Origin of the sequence: Brevibacterium zhoupengii (assembly GCF_021117425.1) — a bacterium.
Taxonomy (GTDB): Bacteria; Actinomycetota; Actinomycetes; order Actinomycetales; family Brevibacteriaceae; genus Brevibacterium; species Brevibacterium zhoupengii.
In genome coordinates, this window is sequence record NZ_CP088298.1 from 1,195,897 (window position 1) to 1,211,204 (window position 15,308).

12 protein-coding genes and 1 tRNA gene are annotated in these 15,308 nt (G+C 63.4%); 8 read left to right on the plus strand and 5 right to left on the minus strand.

Annotated elements, in window-relative coordinates; translation table 11 throughout:
* Positions 1-52 precede the first annotated feature (52 nt).
* On the plus strand, positions 53-2,863 hold the full coding sequence (gene tmk / locus LQ788_RS05365) for a dTMP kinase (RefSeq protein ID WP_231447334.1): 2,811 nt from the start codon (positions 53-55) through the stop codon (positions 2,861-2,863).
* The gene (locus LQ788_RS05370) at positions 2,864-4,021 is read left to right on the plus strand and encodes a DNA polymerase III subunit delta' (protein ID WP_231445766.1); all 1,158 of its coding nucleotides are present in this window, start codon (positions 2,864-2,866) and stop codon (positions 4,019-4,021) included.
* A 3-nt stretch (positions 4,022-4,024) separates the two neighbouring features.
* On the opposite strand, the gene LQ788_RS05375 is transcribed toward LQ788_RS05370, so the two are convergent.
* Together LQ788_RS05375 and LQ788_RS05380 are read right to left on the minus strand one after the other, a co-directional pair.
* Complete coding sequence (locus LQ788_RS05375) at positions 4,025-5,116, minus strand: M20/M25/M40 family metallo-hydrolase (protein WP_231445767.1); 1,092 nt, start codon at positions 5,114-5,116, stop codon at positions 4,025-4,027.
* A gap of 111 nt (positions 5,117-5,227) precedes the next feature.
* The gene (locus tag LQ788_RS05380; protein ID WP_231445770.1) at positions 5,228-6,118 is read right to left on the minus strand and encodes a GNAT family N-acetyltransferase; all 891 of its coding nucleotides are present in this window, start codon (positions 6,116-6,118) and stop codon (positions 5,228-5,230) included.
* Between the two features lie 126 nt (positions 6,119-6,244).
* On the opposite strand from LQ788_RS05380, the gene LQ788_RS05385 reads away from it, so the two are divergent.
* Positions 6,245-6,317, plus strand: a tRNA-Thr gene (locus LQ788_RS05385).
* 97 nt (positions 6,318-6,414) lie between these two features.
* Positions 6,415-7,128: a DUF3841 domain-containing protein gene (locus LQ788_RS05390; protein WP_231445771.1), complete on the plus strand. Its 714-nt coding sequence runs from the start codon at positions 6,415-6,417 to the stop codon at positions 7,126-7,128.
* Here LQ788_RS05390 and LQ788_RS05395 read toward each other — a convergent pair.
* Together LQ788_RS05395 and LQ788_RS05400 are read right to left on the minus strand one after the other, a co-directional pair.
* The gene (locus LQ788_RS05395) at positions 7,115-7,624 is read right to left on the minus strand and encodes an HD domain-containing protein (protein ID WP_231445772.1); all 510 of its coding nucleotides are present in this window, start codon (positions 7,622-7,624) and stop codon (positions 7,115-7,117) included. The genes LQ788_RS05390 and LQ788_RS05395 overlap by 14 nt on opposite strands.
* Positions 7,625-7,816: 192 nt before the next feature.
* Positions 7,817-8,227: a hypothetical protein gene (locus LQ788_RS05400; protein WP_231445773.1), complete on the minus strand. Its 411-nt coding sequence runs from the start codon at positions 8,225-8,227 to the stop codon at positions 7,817-7,819.
* Between the two features lie 298 nt (positions 8,228-8,525).
* On the opposite strand from LQ788_RS05400, the gene LQ788_RS05405 reads away from it, so the two are divergent.
* The 3 genes from LQ788_RS05405 (at position 8,526) to LQ788_RS05415 (ending at position 12,906) form a co-directional block, all read left to right on the plus strand.
* Positions 8,526-9,734, plus strand: coding sequence for an acetyl-CoA C-acetyltransferase (locus LQ788_RS05405; protein ID WP_231445775.1), 1,209 nt, complete (start codon positions 8,526-8,528; stop codon positions 9,732-9,734).
* Between the two features lies 1 nt (position 9,735).
* Complete coding sequence (locus LQ788_RS05410) at positions 9,736-11,907, plus strand: 3-hydroxyacyl-CoA dehydrogenase NAD-binding domain-containing protein (RefSeq protein WP_231445776.1); 2,172 nt, start codon at positions 9,736-9,738, stop codon at positions 11,905-11,907.
* Positions 11,908-11,985: 78 nt separating this feature from the next.
* A complete protein-coding gene (locus LQ788_RS05415) occupies positions 11,986-12,906 on the plus strand; it encodes an NADP-dependent oxidoreductase (RefSeq protein ID WP_231445777.1) in 921 nt (306 codons plus the stop codon).
* A gap of 24 nt (positions 12,907-12,930) precedes the next feature.
* Here the strand turns inward: LQ788_RS05415 and LQ788_RS05420 are convergent, their stop codons facing one another.
* Entirely contained in the window at positions 12,931-13,563 is a 633-nt protein-coding gene (locus LQ788_RS05420) for a TetR/AcrR family transcriptional regulator (protein ID WP_231447337.1), read from the minus strand.
* Between the two features lie 127 nt (positions 13,564-13,690).
* On the opposite strand from LQ788_RS05420, the gene LQ788_RS05425 reads away from it, so the two are divergent.
* Positions 13,691-15,304 (plus strand): carboxyl transferase domain-containing protein, encoded by a 1,614-nt coding sequence (locus tag LQ788_RS05425; protein ID WP_231445778.1) that lies wholly within the window; start codon positions 13,691-13,693, stop codon positions 15,302-15,304.
* Positions 15,305-15,308: the final 4 nt, after the last annotated feature.

Sequence of the window (15,308 nt, forward strand, 5' to 3'; positions counted from 1 at the left end):
GGTCTGTTCCAAGAGATATGTCAGTCGCGGCAGATATTGTAGGTCTGTGAGTATGTTGACGACTACAGGACATCGACTTCCCGGAGCCCCTGGCCGGTTGGTTGCCGAGACCGCAGCCTGGGGCGCATTGATCGTACTCGTGGCGATCAGCTATGTCGTGGCGGGCACCAGCGGATTCTTTGCCACGATCGGCGGGCGAGCCTTCACCGCGATGGCCGACAGCTTGGCTGCGGGAGGCTTCGACAACCAGCTGGGAAGCCTGTCTCTCCTCATCGTCTTCGTCCTCGCCGGAGCCGGACTCTTCATCCCGCAGAAGATCTTGGCGAGCAAAGGGCCAGCCGTCCGCAAACTCGCCCTCAGCATCGCCGCTGTCGTCGAGGCTGGACTGCTCATCGTCCTCAGCCTTGCCCCGAGCGCCTGGCTGACCTGGGTCACCGCTCTGTTCCTCGGTGCCGTCGTCGGCCTGCTGATGAGCATCAACCCCTTCACAAATGAGAAGCCATGGCGTCGTGTCGGCATTCCTGCGGCACTTCTCGTCTTCGTCTCCTTCTCATTCCAGATCATCGGCGGCTCTGCCGCGGGCACACAGGCGCTGGGCTGGACGAGCCTCCTGGTGGGCATCGCCATGGCCGTCGGCGCGGTCATCATCTTCCTCACCCCCGAGCGAGCCCTCCACGCGGAATCGGCGACGACAGGCGCATTCCCTTCGACCAAGGCCCGCGTGGCCAGGCCGGCCGCGACCATCAAGATGCCGTGGGTGTGCATCGCCCTCTTCGCGGTGCTGGGAACCACATTCATCCTGGCGCAGCCCACCGCCGTCGCGCACAGCTTCGGCCAAGCCGGATTCGCCTTCATGCTCGCGTCATGCCTGGTCGGCTGGGCCATCGGCTTCGAAATGGGCCCCACCTTCGCACCGGGGATGTCGAGGCCGCGCGTGTCCGCGTTCGCACTGACAGTATCGGGCATCCTGCTGATCGCCACGGGCGCGATCAACGAGCTCTCCGGCAAGGTCGTCCTGGCGGCTGTCATCGCCTTCCTCGTCGGAATCGGTGTGCGCTCACAGCCCTACGACTTCTCTCGTCGCATCGGTGCTGTCGGCGGTGCGGTGGTCGCTCTCATCCTCAACGCCATCGACTTCGGCATCACCATCCCTGTCGGCTCCGCAATGGATTGGATGTTGACCCCCAGCGACGTTGCCTTCGCCATCATGGGACTGGCCGCTCTTGTCGCCGGAATCATCGGGCTCTTCATCTTCGACCCGCATGGTCTGCAGGGACTGTCCGTGGACATCGTGCACGGATTCCGTCCGCCCAGTTCCGCCGAGAACGGTGCGAACGACGGCATCGGAAACTCCGCGGAACGCCTCGGCGCCGGATTCTTCATCGCCATCGAAGGCGGTGACGGCTCGGGCAAGAGCACTCAGATCAAACGCGTCTCACAGATCCTCGCCGACGAAGGTCACAGCGTCGAAGCAACCCGTGAACCGGGCGGAACCGAGCTCGGACGACAGATCCGTTCGGTACTCTTCGACTCTGAACCGCCCAGCCCCCGGACCGAGGCTCTGCTCTTCGCCGCCGACCGTGCCCACCACGTGGCCTCCTTGGTGGACCCGAGCCTCGACAGCGGCAGCATCGTCATCACCGACCGGTACATCGATTCGACCATCGCCTACCAGGCCGCAGGCCGCAACTTCGACCCGAAGACCATTCTGGCGTTGAGCAAATGGGCGACTCAGGGGCTCGTCCCGCACCTGACCATCGTCCTCGACATCGATCCCGAGACCGCGGCGACGCGGATGGGCAAGCGCGGCGAGAACAACTACCTCGACGAGGAGAACCAGCAATTCCACCAGCGGGTCCGCCAGACCTACCTGACCCGTGCGCACAAAGAACCCGACCGCTACGTCGTCCTCGATGCCTCGGTGTCCGAGGAAGACCTGACCGCCGAGATCCTCACCGCCATCCGCACCCGGCTGCCACGGCAGATGAGCGGCGCGTCTGCCGCTCCGACAAGCTCCGCCACCGCAGGTGCCGTCACCGGTGCTTCGACTGATACCACCGAAACCTCGACCGATCCCTCGACCGACGCCGAGGTGGTCGACAGTCATCCGTCCGAAGACGTCGATGGTGTGGCGTCCAAGGCAGCCCGTGAGTTTGAGTCATCAGACTCGTCTGCGAGCTCTTCGCCTGCCGACGATGAGGATCTCACGCCGGAGCCCGGGGTCCGGTTCGTGCCGCTCACAGGCGAACGATTCATTCCGGAGTCGGCCGGTCGTCGGGAATCCGAGGAACGCAATGACGGAGTGGAGACGGAACGAGTCGATCTCGGTGCCGATCTCCGTGAGTCCGAACAGGAGGAACCGGGCTCAGATCATCGGTCAGCTCACCAGTCACACAAGTGTCCGGTCCGGGCGTCAGAAGAAGCCCGGTCTGCCAGCGCCGAGCCCGAAGTTGACACCAAAGACGAGGCTGAAACCAGAGACGAGCCCGAGACCGACGAGGAAGCCGCAACCACGGTTCTGCCGGCTCGCGGTTTCACTCCGAGCGCTCCTGCGCCACAGACCCACGGCAGCGGTGATTCGGACGACGGCGACGATGACAGTGACCCGACCGACGTGATCGAGACTCCGTCTTCCGAAGAAGCCCAGACTCGCGTCGTCAAGCAGGTCGAGACACCCAGCCAGGACGTTTCCAGCCGGGACGACGAGGATGCCAAGACAACGGTCCTGCCCGTGCGCAATGCTCGGCAGATGAGCCGAGAGCGACTGCAGGCTCAGGCTGAGATCGAACGTCAGGCACGGGAGCGGCTGCGCAAACAGAGAGAACGCAATCACCAGCGCTTCAACAACCCGGAAGGTCACTGAGTGAGCGTCTTCAACGAGCTCGTCGGGCAGGACGATGTCATCACCCAGCTCAAGCACGCCCTGTACTCACCGGGAGCGATGACCCACGCGTGGCTCTTCACCGGACCTCCCGGATCCGGGAGGTCCAACGCGGCTCGCGCGTTCGCCGCGGCTCTGATCTCTGGAGGCGAAGAGCAGGGGGACGTCACGGCGCGTGTTCTCAAAGGCCACCACGAATCACTGACGATCATGTCGACTCAGAAGTCGGTCATCGCCATCGACGAGGTGCGGGAACTGGTGACACGAGCACAGTCGGCCCCGGTCAATTCCCCCTGGCGAGTCGTCATCGTCGAAGACGCGGATCGGATGAGCGAGCGCACGGCCAACGTTCTGCTTAAGGCGATCGAAGAGCCGCCTCCGGCCACAGTGTGGCTGCTGTGCGCACCGAGTCCCATCGACGTGCTCACCACGATCCGTTCCCGGTGCCGCCCCGTGCGTCTGCGCATTCCCTCCCGGGACGCGGTGGCGCAGCTCCTCATCGAACGCGACCACGTCGACCCCGAGAGAGCGAAGTGGGCGGCAGCCGTGGCGCAGAACCACATCGGCCGGGCCAAGTACATGGCCCTCAACGACTCGGCCGATGAGGAACGCAGGCAGATTCTCGCGATCCCGGGCAAGCTGACCTCGGTCGGCGCGACGATCCGACTGGCCGGCCGCATCGTCGATGAAGCCGCGGAGACTGCGAAGTCTCGGGTCGAGGAACGCAATGCCTCGGAGCGCAGCGATCTCATGGCGACCTTGGGCATCGAATCGGAGAAGTCCATTCCGCCCTCGGCGAGGTCGCAGATCAGAAAGCTCGAAGAGGAGCAGAAGCGCCGGTCAGTCCGGGCCCGCAATGACGAGCTAGACCGGATCTTCCTTGAGCTGATGAGCCTCTATCGCGATATCCTCATGTACCAGTTGGGCATCCGCGAGGGGTGGATCAACGCCGGCGAAGTCGACCTCATCTCCGAGCAGGCCAACAGAGACGGACCCGATACGACTCTGCTGCGCATCGACGCCATCACCGAGGCGAGACGACGACTGCAGACGAACATGTCGCCCGTGCTCATCGTCGAATCGGCGTTCGTGCTGCTGTCGAACCCCTGGCTGCTCGACGACCGTACCGGCGCTCTCTGAGGTTCAGTCCTCGTTCAGGAGTTCTCCGACCAGAGCGGTGGTGAGCTCGACGCGGCGGGGGATCCACACCTGCAGGGCATGTTCGGTCCTGGCATGCGAACCGCCGCCGACTGTGCCCAGACCGTCAATGGTCGGTGTTCCGACTCCGGCGGTGAAGTTGCCGTCCGATCCGCCTCCGACAGCCACAGACCGCAGCGGCGGGTGCCCGAGGTGAGCGCTGAGGCGTTGAGCTCGGGCGTAGAGTCCCATCGCCATCTTCTCCTCCAGCGGGGCACGGTTGATCCCGCCTCTGACATCGACCTTAGCCCCGGCCACGGTGGGGGAGAGGGCGCTGAGGATCGAGTCGATACGTTCCTGCTCTGCCACCGAGGCGGCCCGGGAGTCGACGCCGACGACGGCCTTGGCCGGCACGGTGTTCGTCGTTGAACCACTGTGCATGACCGTCGGCACGACCGAGGTTCCCACCGAAGGGTCATGCAGTGCAGCGATCTTCACGACCTGGTTGGCCACTTCGATCGTGGCGTTGATGCCCTTCTCCGGCTCCACCCCGGCATGGGCGGCCAAACCGGTGACTTCGAGGGAGTAGATGGCGACGCCTTTGCGGGCGATCTTCACAGCCCCGTCAGGTGCACCGCTTTCGAAGACCAACGCGGCCTTGGCGCCTCGAGCCTCATCCTCAATGATCTGACGAGATCCGGGCGACCCGAGCTCTTCGTCCCCGGTCATGAGGATACTGACTCCATCGAGATCCCCGCGCTGTTCGCGCAGTCGCGCCATCGCATAGAGAGCGATGAGCAGACCGCCCTTCATATCGTCGGCTCCGGGACCGCGCACGACACCGTCGGCGACAGAATACGGGAATTCGCTCAGGGTGCCCGTCGGCCATACGGTGTCGTGATGACCGATGAGCACGACCTTCCGGGGCCCGGTGCCGAAACGCCACAGCACATGAGGGTGCGAATCGGTCTCAATGATGTGCGGAGCTGCTCCCAGCAGTCCAGTGCCGATCCGGGAGACCAGCTGAGCGCTGCGGGCCAGTGATTCGGGGTCCTGGGAGAACGACTCACATTCGATGAGCGCCTTGAAATCGCTCATGAAATCCCTCGAGTCGAACTCGACCACGTGCGTCACCCTTTTCTCTGTTGAAATGTCTGTTGGCACCAGGTTAACGGTTGAGGTGGGTCGAAGCCGTCAGCGCACGGACCTTCACTTGTCTCGCCGAAGATCCCTCACCTCGGCGCGGGGAACATAGCCAGCGGATGAGTAGGCAGCGACAGCGGCTGTATTCGCGCTTGGCGTAGCAACTGCTGCCGACGAGGATCCCAGCCGCTGCAGGCTTCGCGCCGCTGCGATCGCGATCGCCTTTCCATAGCCGTGACCCTGCTGTTCACGGTCGACGGCCAGCGGCTCAATCAGCCCAGGTCGGTTTGGTCCGGCGGACCACACTGTGGTCACTGCGACCGGCAGCCCGGAATCGTCATAGCCCAGCAGGCTCTGTGCCTGTGAGGAGAAAGGACCAGACATCATCTCGTTCCACCGCTCGACGAACCGCTGTCTGTCGTCGGCAGTGTAGGGAACGCCGCGGAATGCCGACCAGTGAACAGCCGTCCAGACCTCCGCATCGTCAGGCTCGGCGATCTCCACCCGGATGCCGGGATCCTCCACCGGCAGGCTCAGGTCTCTGTTCAGGGCGGTCCAGGGCTCGTCCTGATTCCACCCGCGAGCCTTCAGACGATCACAGAGTCGGGCTGCACCCCTAGCCTCAACTACTGCCGCTCCCGGCCCGAAGACGGCGCGGCTAGCCGAAATGACGTCGGATTCGATCTCTAGAGTCAGGGAGTCGTCATCGCTGAGGCCGGGGTCGATGGAAAGGCGCAGAAGATCCTCACCATCCAGCAGACCGATTGCGCCGATGCGCTCGCCGCAGCGCCAGACCCGCATGGCCTGGGCAGTTGCGTTCGCACCTCGAAGCGAATACCAGCCCAGGTCGCCGGTGTGGAGGTGGAGGGGGCCTGAATCGGACTGCCACGAATCGAGCACGGCACCGATACCCGGAAGCTCTGCGGCCTGGGGGACGGACAGTGAAAAGGTAGTCATGTGTCTCCTGAGCTGGGAAGGGAATGCTCTGAGAAGTCCAGCATATGTGAGCTGCATTACGGAGTCCGGGTTCGGCCGTTCTCCTTTTGACCAGGAGTCCAGGTTTTGGCTAGAGTTAGCTCGGTTGCCGCCTTAGCTCAGTCGGTAGAGCGATTCACTCGTAATGAATAGGTCGCGAGTTCGATTCTCGCAGGCGGCTCGGCAGCAGGCCCTCTAGTCACCACAAATGGTGGCAGAGGGCCTCTTTGCTACCTGCTTGTTGGCCCTGCAGCTGTGTCTGAGGAAGGATCGTCCTTATGCCAGAAACTGCTCGGAACGACCGGTCTTGTCTTCGCGCATTCGATGATCTGCCCGCCGTGCCGTGGTTCATCGCACCGTTGATGACTGCTGCTGCCTCGCGTCGTGCCTCGAGGGCTGCCACCCCACGGCAGGAGCTGCTGACGCTGAGCACCTTTCAGACGAAAGAAGCCTATGATGCCCTCTTGGATGAGGGAGTGCTCATCGGTGATCCCACTCGCGGCTGGGACGAATTCCAGGAGGCCTACGCGTGGTTGATGCGGGCCATGGAAGAACGCGGTGTGCCAGGACCCGCCGGCGGCATGGTGTGGCTGTGGCCGAATCCGACTCAAAGGCGAATCCGAACGCACGCCAAGCAGGCCAAGGGAGACGTGCTGCTGACTGCCTGCCTGCCGCCCGACCAGGTGCTCATCAGTGAGTTCGCGGACTGGCATCTGCCGCTCAATCGGATGCTGCACGTCCCTCGGGCAGATGGGGAGGACTATGGGGTCTGGGACGAGCGTGCGCGCCGGGTTGAGGCTGATTTCGACTCGCGGCTCGGGAAATGGAAGAGATTACCGTTAGCCGATTGGCCGCTTGAGCTCCGCGATGAAATAGAGAATTCGTGGGAGGCGATCTTCGATTCGATGACCTGGCAGCCGGATTCGACCCTGCAGGCCACTGCACATCAACTCCACGCAGACGACGTCATCGACGCTGTCAGGATCCGCTGACTTCGCCCTGCACCTCGGGCTCGACGCCGAGCAGTTCGTACGCCCGACGGTACTTCTTGCCGAGTCGCGTCCGCGTCTCCTCATCGAGCAGCCCTTGCCGAGCCGGATCCGTGTTGTCAGCGAGATCAGCGGTCTTGACGAGGACGGCGAACTGGTTCGATCGGACCCGCGCGAAATAGTCCTCCGGTGACTCGCCCGAGCGCCTAGTCACTGCTATGACCGCGTCGGCGACCTCTGTCGGAAAATCTGCGCGCAGCTTCGCCTCGCTGACCTCCGTATCCTCGACGACGTCGTGGAGCCATGCGGCAGCGACCACTGCAGCAGACGCGTCTCGGGGGAGTTCAGCCTTGTGTGCGAGCACCTGGGCATTCGCCGCGACTCGGCGCGGGTGGTCGATATAGTCACGGCCAGCCTTGTCGACCTGCCCACGGTGGGCGGCGACGGCCAACTCTTCGGCAATCGGCACCAAGTCTCGGGTGTCTTCGTTCTTGTCCATGATTGCTCCTCTGGCATTCGGCATTGAGCTGAGCAGACGCGGTCTGCATTCGTCTCTATGACCGTCGTCATCATCTTCGACGCTACAGTCCAGGTCTGACATGAAACAGGCCGGATGCATCAGCATCCGGCCTGCGAGACCATCCGAGACGCTTTTACTTCAAGCGACCGTTAGGTCAGTGTTTCAGAGGTGTCACTTCTTCTTCGGCTTGAACGACGTCGAGCATTTCCAGGTCGTTTTGCCCTTCTTCGCCACCACGGTCACGGAGACCTTCTTGCCCGGGGTCGCGCCGGAGATGTAGTACTTCAGCGAAGCCTTGCCCTTCTTTGAGGCAGTCGCATATTTCTTGGTCTTCGTCGTCTTGTAATGCGCGGTCGTCGTGATCTTGGACTTCGAGCCGGCCTTCGACACCTGGACCCAGGTGTTCGAGTACTGGCGCGGCTTAGAATTCGACATCTTCACCGCGCACTTCTTCGTGGCAGCCTCGGCGGGCGGGGCATCGAGCACGATGGGGCCGGCGAGCAGGCCGAAGGCCAGGAACAATGCGAGGAGCTTCGACCCGATGCGGGCAGGAACGAATCGGGCAGGAATGATCGAGGACATGATTCTCCAGGAAACTAAGAGTGTTAGGTGGATCAATTCTAAGCACTTCGGGCGTGATTTCCGTACTTAGAAATCATCATATTCTTTGTGAAGTGCGGCACATGTGAGCAGGTATCAGGCTCCCCGGTCCCACGGGCCGGTTTTCGTGTTGACCATCACAGTCAACTGGTATTGAATGGTGACGTGAATGTTACTGAACGATCGATCAGCCGCCGAGGTTGAGCGGTCGTCATTGACGTAGCCGCGGTCGAGGTCACCAGGGTGATCGTCGGCCGCTCCCTAGGACTGTGAGGAACAGATGAGCGAAGCGTACATCTACGACGCAGTGCGCACACCGCGCGGGAAGAACCGCGGTGGTGCCCTGCACAGCGTCAAGCCAATCGATCTCGTGACAGGGCTCATCGACGCCCTGCGCGAGCGCAATCCCGATCTCGACGAAAAAGCGATCGACGACCTCGTCCTCGGTGTCGTCTCACCCGTGGGCGAACAGGGCGGCGACATCGCCCGCACCGCAGCCCTCGTGGCCGGACTCGACGAATCCGTCGCCGGCGTTCAGGTCAACCGCTTCTGCGCCTCCGGGCTCGAGGCGGTCAACATCGCCGCACAGAAGGTCGGCAGCGGATTCGAGAACCTCGTCCTGGCCGGCGGCGTCGAATCGATGTCGCGCGTTCCCCTCGGCTCCGACGGAGGCGCATGGGCACAGGATCCGACGACGAACTTCGACACCTACTTCGTGCCCCAGGGCATCAGCGCCGATCTCATCGCGACCACCGAGGGATTCAGCCGCACCGATATTGACGAATTCGCCGAGGAGTCGCAGAAGCGCGCCGCCAACGCTTGGGAGAACGGCTACTTCGAGAAGTCGATCGTCCCCGTCAAAGACATCAACGGTGTGACCCTGCTCGACACCGATGAGCACATGCGCCCCGGTTCGACGGTGGAGTCGCTGGCGAAGCTGTCCCCGGCCTTCACCAAGGTCGCAGCGCAGGCAGGTTTCGACGAGGTTGCTCTCCAGAAGTACCACTGGGTCGAGGAGATCGACCACGTTCACACCGCAGCGAACTCCTCGGGAATCGTCGACGGGGCCAGCCTCGTCATCATCGGCGACGCCGAGGTGGGTGAGACGATGAATATGAAGCCGCGTGCTCGCATCGTCTCCACTGCCGTCACGGGATCCGAGCCGACCATCATGCTCACCGGTCCCACGCCCGCGACGCAGAAGGCGCTGGACAAGGCCGGGATGACCGTTGAGGACATCGACCTGTTCGAACTCAACGAAGCCTTCGGCGCAGTGGTCCTGAAATGGATGAAGGACCTCAACATCCCGCATGACAAGGTCAACGTCAACGGCGGAGCCATTGCCATGGGCCACCCTCTGGGTGCCACCGGTGCCATGATCCTCGGCACCGTCCTCGACGAACTCGAACGTCGCGATCTCAAGCGTGGCCTCATCACGCTGTGCATCGGCGGCGGAATGGGCATTGCGACGATCATCGAAAGGGTCTGACATGACGAACACTGAAACGACTTACTCCAAGTCCACTGACTCGGACGGAATCGTCACCGTCGTCCTCGACGACCCGAATTCCAAGGTCAACACGATGAACGACCATTTCAAGGATGCCTTCGAAGGCATCGTGGACTGGCTCGAAGCTAACGTCGATGACATCACCGGCGTCGTGCTCACCTCGGCGAAGAAGACCTTCTTCGCAGGCGGAGACCTCAATAAGCTGCGTGCAGCAGACCCTGAGAACTCGGAGGCCGAAGCCGCACTGACCAACCACATGAAGGCGGTCATGCGCCGCCTCGAGACGTTGGACAAGCCCGTCGTCGCAGCCATCAACGGCGCCGCACTCGGCGGTGGCCTCGAGGTCGCCCTCGTCGCACATCACCGCATTGCAGCGGAGGACGTTTCCAGCCTGCGGGTCGGATTCCCCGAAGTCTCTTTGGGCCTCCTGCCCGGCGGTGGCGGTGTCGCCAGAGCTGTACGCCTGATGGGCCTCCAGAATGCACTGCAGAAGGCCATCCTGCCGTCGACGAAGTTCAAGGCAGCCGAGGCTCTCAAGCTCGGCCTCATCGACGAACTCGCACCCGTGGCCGAGCTCGAAGATCGTGCCAAGGCCTGGATCAAGGCCAACCCCGAGGCTGTGCAGCCCTGGGACGTCAAGGGATTCAAGATCCCAGGCGGCTCACCCACCTCACCGTCACTGGGCGCGATGTTGCCCGCGCTTCCGGCGTTGCTGCGTCGTCAGACCAAGGGTGCACCGATGCCCGCTCCGCGCGCGGCTATCGCTGCCGCCGTCGAGGGTTCCTACGTCGACATCGACACGGCACTGGCAGTCGAAACCCGCTACTTCGTTCACCTCACCCACACCCCGGTGGCGAAGAACATGATCAAGGCGTTCTTCTTCGACCTCGGACACATCAACTCCGGCGGCTCGCGACCCAATGGCACCGAACCGCGTCAGGTGAAGAAGCTCGGCGTCCTCGGCGCCGGAATGATGGGTGCCGCGATCGCCTACACCGCAGCCAAAGCCGGCATCGACGTCGTCCTCAAGGACGTCAAGATCGAAGCCGCGGACAAGGGCAAGGCCTATGCGCGCAAGCGTGAGGAATCAGCCCTGGCCAAGGGCAAGACGACGGCTGAGAAGAGCAAGGCCGTCCTCGACCGGATCACTCCGAGCGCTTCGGCTGATGACTTCGCCGGAGTCGACTTCGTCATCGAAGCCGTCTTCGAATCGGTGCCGCTGAAGCAGCAGGTGTTCCAGGAGATCCAGGACGTCGTCGACTCCGACGCAGTGCTCGGCTCCAACACCTCGACCCTGCCGATCACCGACCTGGCCACCGGGGTCAAGCGCGATTCCGACTTCATCGGCGTCCACTTCTTCTCGCCCGCTGACAAGATGCCCTTGGTTGAGATCATCCGGGGTGAGAACACCTCAGATGAGACCCTGGCGCGCACCTTCGACCTCGTCCAGCAGATCAAGAAGACCCCGATCGTCGTCACCGACTCTCGCGGGTTCTTCACCTCCCGTGTGATCGGCACATTCATCGCCGAGGCGGTCGCCGCTGTCGGCGAGGGCGTGGAGCCGGCAACAGTGGAGCAGGCAGCACTGCAGGCCGGATACCCGACCGGTGCACTGCAGCTGCTCGATGAGCTGACACTGACTCTGTCGCAGAAGATCCGGAAGGAAACCGAGGAGGCCATCGAAGCCGCAGGAGGACAGCGCGAGAGCCACCCCTCCGACGCGGTCTTCGACTGGATGGTCGAGGAAGCCGGACGCACGGGCCGCAAGGACGGCGCCGGATTCTACGAATACGACGAGGACGGCAAACGTGGCAAGCTGTGGCCCGGTGTGCGTGAGCACTTCAATTCCGGTTCGACGACGCAGCCTTTCGAGGACCTGCAGGAGCGGATGCTCTTCGCCGAGGCGATCGAGACGATCAAGTGCCTCGACGAGGGTGTGCTCACCTCGGTGCCGGATGCGAACATCGGTTCGATCTTCGGAATCGGCTTCCCAGCATGGACCGGTGGCGTGCTCCAGTACGTCAACCAGTACGAGGGTGGTCTGAATGGCTTCGTCGAACGTGCCAAGGAACTCGCCGCGACCTACGGCGATCGTTTCACTCCGCCCGCATCGCTCGTTGAGCGTGCGGCAGCGAACAACACGTACGAATAGAACCTGCCCGCAGGAATAGCTCGGCGGTCTTTCGGTGTTCATCAGTCATCAACTGATGACTACCGGAAGGCCGCCGTTATGCGTGCAGCAGTCTATGACCAGTACACCGATGACTTCAGCGACATCACGGTTCGCGAGGTTGAGGATCCGAAGGTTCCGCCGGCATCCGTGCTCATCGAGGTCCGCGCCGCCGGTGTCAATCCTGTCGATTGGAAACTCGTCGGCGGTCATCTCGATGCCATCATGCCGACACAGTTCCCCGTCACCCCCGGCTGGGATGTGGCCGGCGTCGTTATCGGCCTCGGATTCGACACCCCCGAATTTGAGATCGGCGATGAGGTCATCGCCTACGCCCGCAAAGATGTGCTCGGCGCCGGCACATTCGCGGAGAAGGTGGCCGTGCCCGTCCACTCGGTGACCGCGAAACCCAAGGGGCTGAGCTGGGAGCAGGCGGGCGGACTGCCCTTGGCAGGTGGCACCGCGCTGCGCACCCTCGAGGCGCTCGGCGACATCAACGGCAGAACAGTCCTCGTCCACGGAGCCTCCGGGGGAGTGGGCAGCTTCGCGGTGCAGATCGCAAAATCTTTCGGCGCCCGAGTCATCGGCACCGCCTCTGAGGCCAACCACGAGTACCTGCGCGGCTTGGGAGCAGAACCCGTGACCTATGGCGAAGGACTGGCCGACCGCGTCCACGAGATCGCAGGCGGCCCGGTCGATGGCGTCGTCGACTTCGTCGGAGAGGTGCTCGATACGACTCTTGCGGTGCTGGGGGACGGCGGAGCGCATGCTTCGGTCGCAGATCCTTCGGTGGCCGAACACGGTGGCCGCTACATCTGGGTGCGCCCCGACGGTTCGCAGACCGCGCGAGTCGCCGAACTCGTCGATGCGGGTGAGCTCACCGTCGAGGTGGCGCAGACTTTGAGCCTCGACGAGGTGCCAGAGGCCTTTCGCACCAGCGCAACAGGGCACACACGAGGAAAGCTCGTCATCGTCCCCTGAGTCTCGTGCGACTGTCGGCAGACCTCAGCCGATCCCCAGTGCCGCCTGAGCGGCGGCACGCAGTTCGACCCCGACCACCTCGGCGCTTGAGTGCCTGGCCTGGTACGGGGTCGAATTGATCATGCCGAAGACCGCGTGCACGCGCACCGTCGCCGCATCGAGTGACCAGTCCGGATTGGCCTGCGCCACGACCTCGGCCCAGTGGCTGACATAGCTTCTCTGCAGGCGACGCACCGTGCGCCTCGAGGTCTCGGGCAGTGCCGCAAGGTCCCGGTCCTGAATCCGAATCAGCTCGGGCTCGCTCATAGCGAAGGCGACATGGAAGTCGATGAGCTCGATGAGCGCCGAGGTGGCACTGTCGTCCTTATGGCGCGCGATGATCGCGTCCCCGCCCGAGTTCAGATACTCAGAGATCCCGACGAGGAGTTCCTCGAGGACGGCTTCCTTGGACTCGAAATGGCGATAGACCGCCGGGGCGGAGATCCCGGCGCCCTTGCCCAGGTCATCGAGGCGAACACCGTGGAACCCGTGCCGGGCATAGAGATTCTTCGCCACCGACAGCAGTTGTTCGCGACGTGCTGCCTTCGCTGCAGCGCGGGTGGTCCCGGCGGTTCCCGAATCTGCCGTCGTTGAGCGCGCTGGTGCCTTCGGCTCCATATCCGTCACCTCATCTCCTTCGCTCGCACTCGGCTCGAAGTCCGTTCCATCGTGCGCATTGTCACTTTCGGCTATGAGCAGTATCATAGCAGTCAGTTAACCAATATTAACTGAAATGGGGAGTGGAATGAGAGCAGTGGGAACTGCGGTCAGTCCGGCAACGGGGCAGGCGAACGCCGAAGCCCACGCCGAGCTCATCGCCGAACTCCGGGAACGGATCCAGGTCACGGCCCTGGGCGGACCCGAGAAGTCCAGGCAGCGCCACATCGACCGGGGCAAGCTGCTGCCACGCGAACGCGTCGAACACCTCCTCGACCCCGGCACGGCCTTCCTCGAGCTGTCCCCGCTGGCAGCCAACGACATGTACGACGATGCCAGCCCAGGAGCGGGAATCATCACCGGCATCGGCCGTGTCAACGGACGCGAATGCGTCATCGTGGCCAACGACGCCACCGCCAAGGGCGGAACCTACTACCCAGTGACTGTGAAGAAGCACCTGCGGGCCCAGGAGGTGGCGAAGGAGAACAACCTTCCCTGCATCTACCTCGTCGACTCGGGCGGCGCCAACCTGCCCAACCAAGACGATGTGTTCCCCGACCGCGAGCACTTCGGTCGGATCTTCTACAACCAGGCCACACTCTCGGCCGCAGGCATCCCGCAGCTCGCGGCCGTGCTCGGCTCCTGCACTGCCGGCGGCGCCTACGTGCCTGCGATGGCCGACGAATCGATCATCGTCAGCGAACAGGGCACGATCTTCCTCGGCGGCCCACCCCTGGTCAAGGCCGCCACCGGTGAGGAGGTCAGCGCGGAGGACCTCGGCGGTGGAGCACTCCACTCACGTGTCTCCGGCGTCACCGACCACCTCGCGGCCAATGACTCCCATGCTCTGGAGATCATGCGCGACATCGTCTCCACTCTGGGGCCAAAGCCGGCGGCCAACTGGGACGTCGTCGAAGCCCGGGAGCCGCTGCACTCGCCGGAGGAACTCACCTCGGTCGTGCCCGTCGACTCACGCACCCCCTATGATGTCCACGAAGTCATCGCCCGCCTCGTCGACGGTTCAGAGTTCCACGAATTCAAGGCCGAGTACGGCACCAGCCTCATCACCGGCTTCGCCCACCTCGACGGACACCCGGTGGGAATCGTTGCCAACAACGGCATCCTCTTCGGCGAATCCGCGCAGAAGGGCGCCCACTTCATCGAACTCTGTGATCAGCGCAGCGTGCCGCTGGTCTTCCTGCAGAACATCTCCGGCTTCATGGTCGGCCGTGACTACGAGGCCGGCGGCATCGCCAAGCACGGAGCGAAGATGGTCAACGCCGTCGCCACCGCCCGAGTGCCCAAGTTCACCGTCGTCATCGGCGGCTCCTTCGGTGCAGGCAACTACTCGATGTGCGGCCGCGCCTACTCGCCCCGCTTCCTGTGGATGTGGCCCAACGCCCGCATCTCAGTCATGGGCGGTGAACAGGCCGCCAGCGTCCTCTCGACGGTCAAGCGCGACCAGATCGAAGGCCGCGGCGAGACCTGGAGCGCCGAAGAGGAAGACACCTTCAAACAGCCCGTCCGCGATCAGTACGAAGCTCAGGGCAACCCCTACTACTCGACGGCCCGCCTGTGGGACGACGGAATCATCGAACCCACCGACACCCGACAGGTGCTGTCCCTGGCACTCGAACTCGCCCGTTTCGGACCGATGGAACGCCCGCTGAATGCCAGCGGCTACGGCGTTTTCAGAATGTGAGCTC

Excerpts from the sequence above, each read along its gene's own strand:
- LQ788_RS05425 (WP_231445778.1), top strand. The coding sequence starts at position 13,691 with ATGAGAGCAGTGGGAACTGCGGTCAGTCCGGCAACGGGGCAGGCGAAC.
- LQ788_RS05380 (WP_231445770.1), bottom strand. The coding sequence starts at position 6,118 with ATGACTACCTTTTCACTGTCCGTCCCCCAGGCCGCAGAGCTTCCGGGT.
- LQ788_RS05400 (WP_231445773.1), bottom strand. The coding sequence starts at position 8,227 with ATGTCCTCGATCATTCCTGCCCGATTCGTTCCTGCCCGCATCGGGTCG.
- LQ788_RS05390 (WP_231445771.1), top strand. The coding sequence starts at position 6,415 with ATGCCAGAAACTGCTCGGAACGACCGGTCTTGTCTTCGCGCATTCGAT.
- LQ788_RS05420 (WP_231447337.1), bottom strand. The coding sequence starts at position 13,563 with ATGGAGCCGAAGGCACCAGCGCGCTCAACGACGGCAGATTCGGGAACC.
- LQ788_RS05395 (WP_231445772.1), bottom strand. The coding sequence starts at position 7,624 with ATGGACAAGAACGAAGACACCCGAGACTTGGTGCCGATTGCCGAAGAG.
- LQ788_RS05405 (WP_231445775.1), top strand. The coding sequence starts at position 8,526 with ATGAGCGAAGCGTACATCTACGACGCAGTGCGCACACCGCGCGGGAAG.
- LQ788_RS05375 (WP_231445767.1), bottom strand. The coding sequence starts at position 5,116 with ATGAGCGATTTCAAGGCGCTCATCGAATGTGAGTCGTTCTCCCAGGAC.
- LQ788_RS05415 (WP_231445777.1), top strand. The coding sequence starts at position 11,986 with ATGCGTGCAGCAGTCTATGACCAGTACACCGATGACTTCAGCGACATC.
- tmk (WP_231447334.1), top strand. The coding sequence starts at position 53 with ATGTTGACGACTACAGGACATCGACTTCCCGGAGCCCCTGGCCGGTTG.
- LQ788_RS05410 (WP_231445776.1), top strand. The coding sequence starts at position 9,736 with ATGACGAACACTGAAACGACTTACTCCAAGTCCACTGACTCGGACGGA.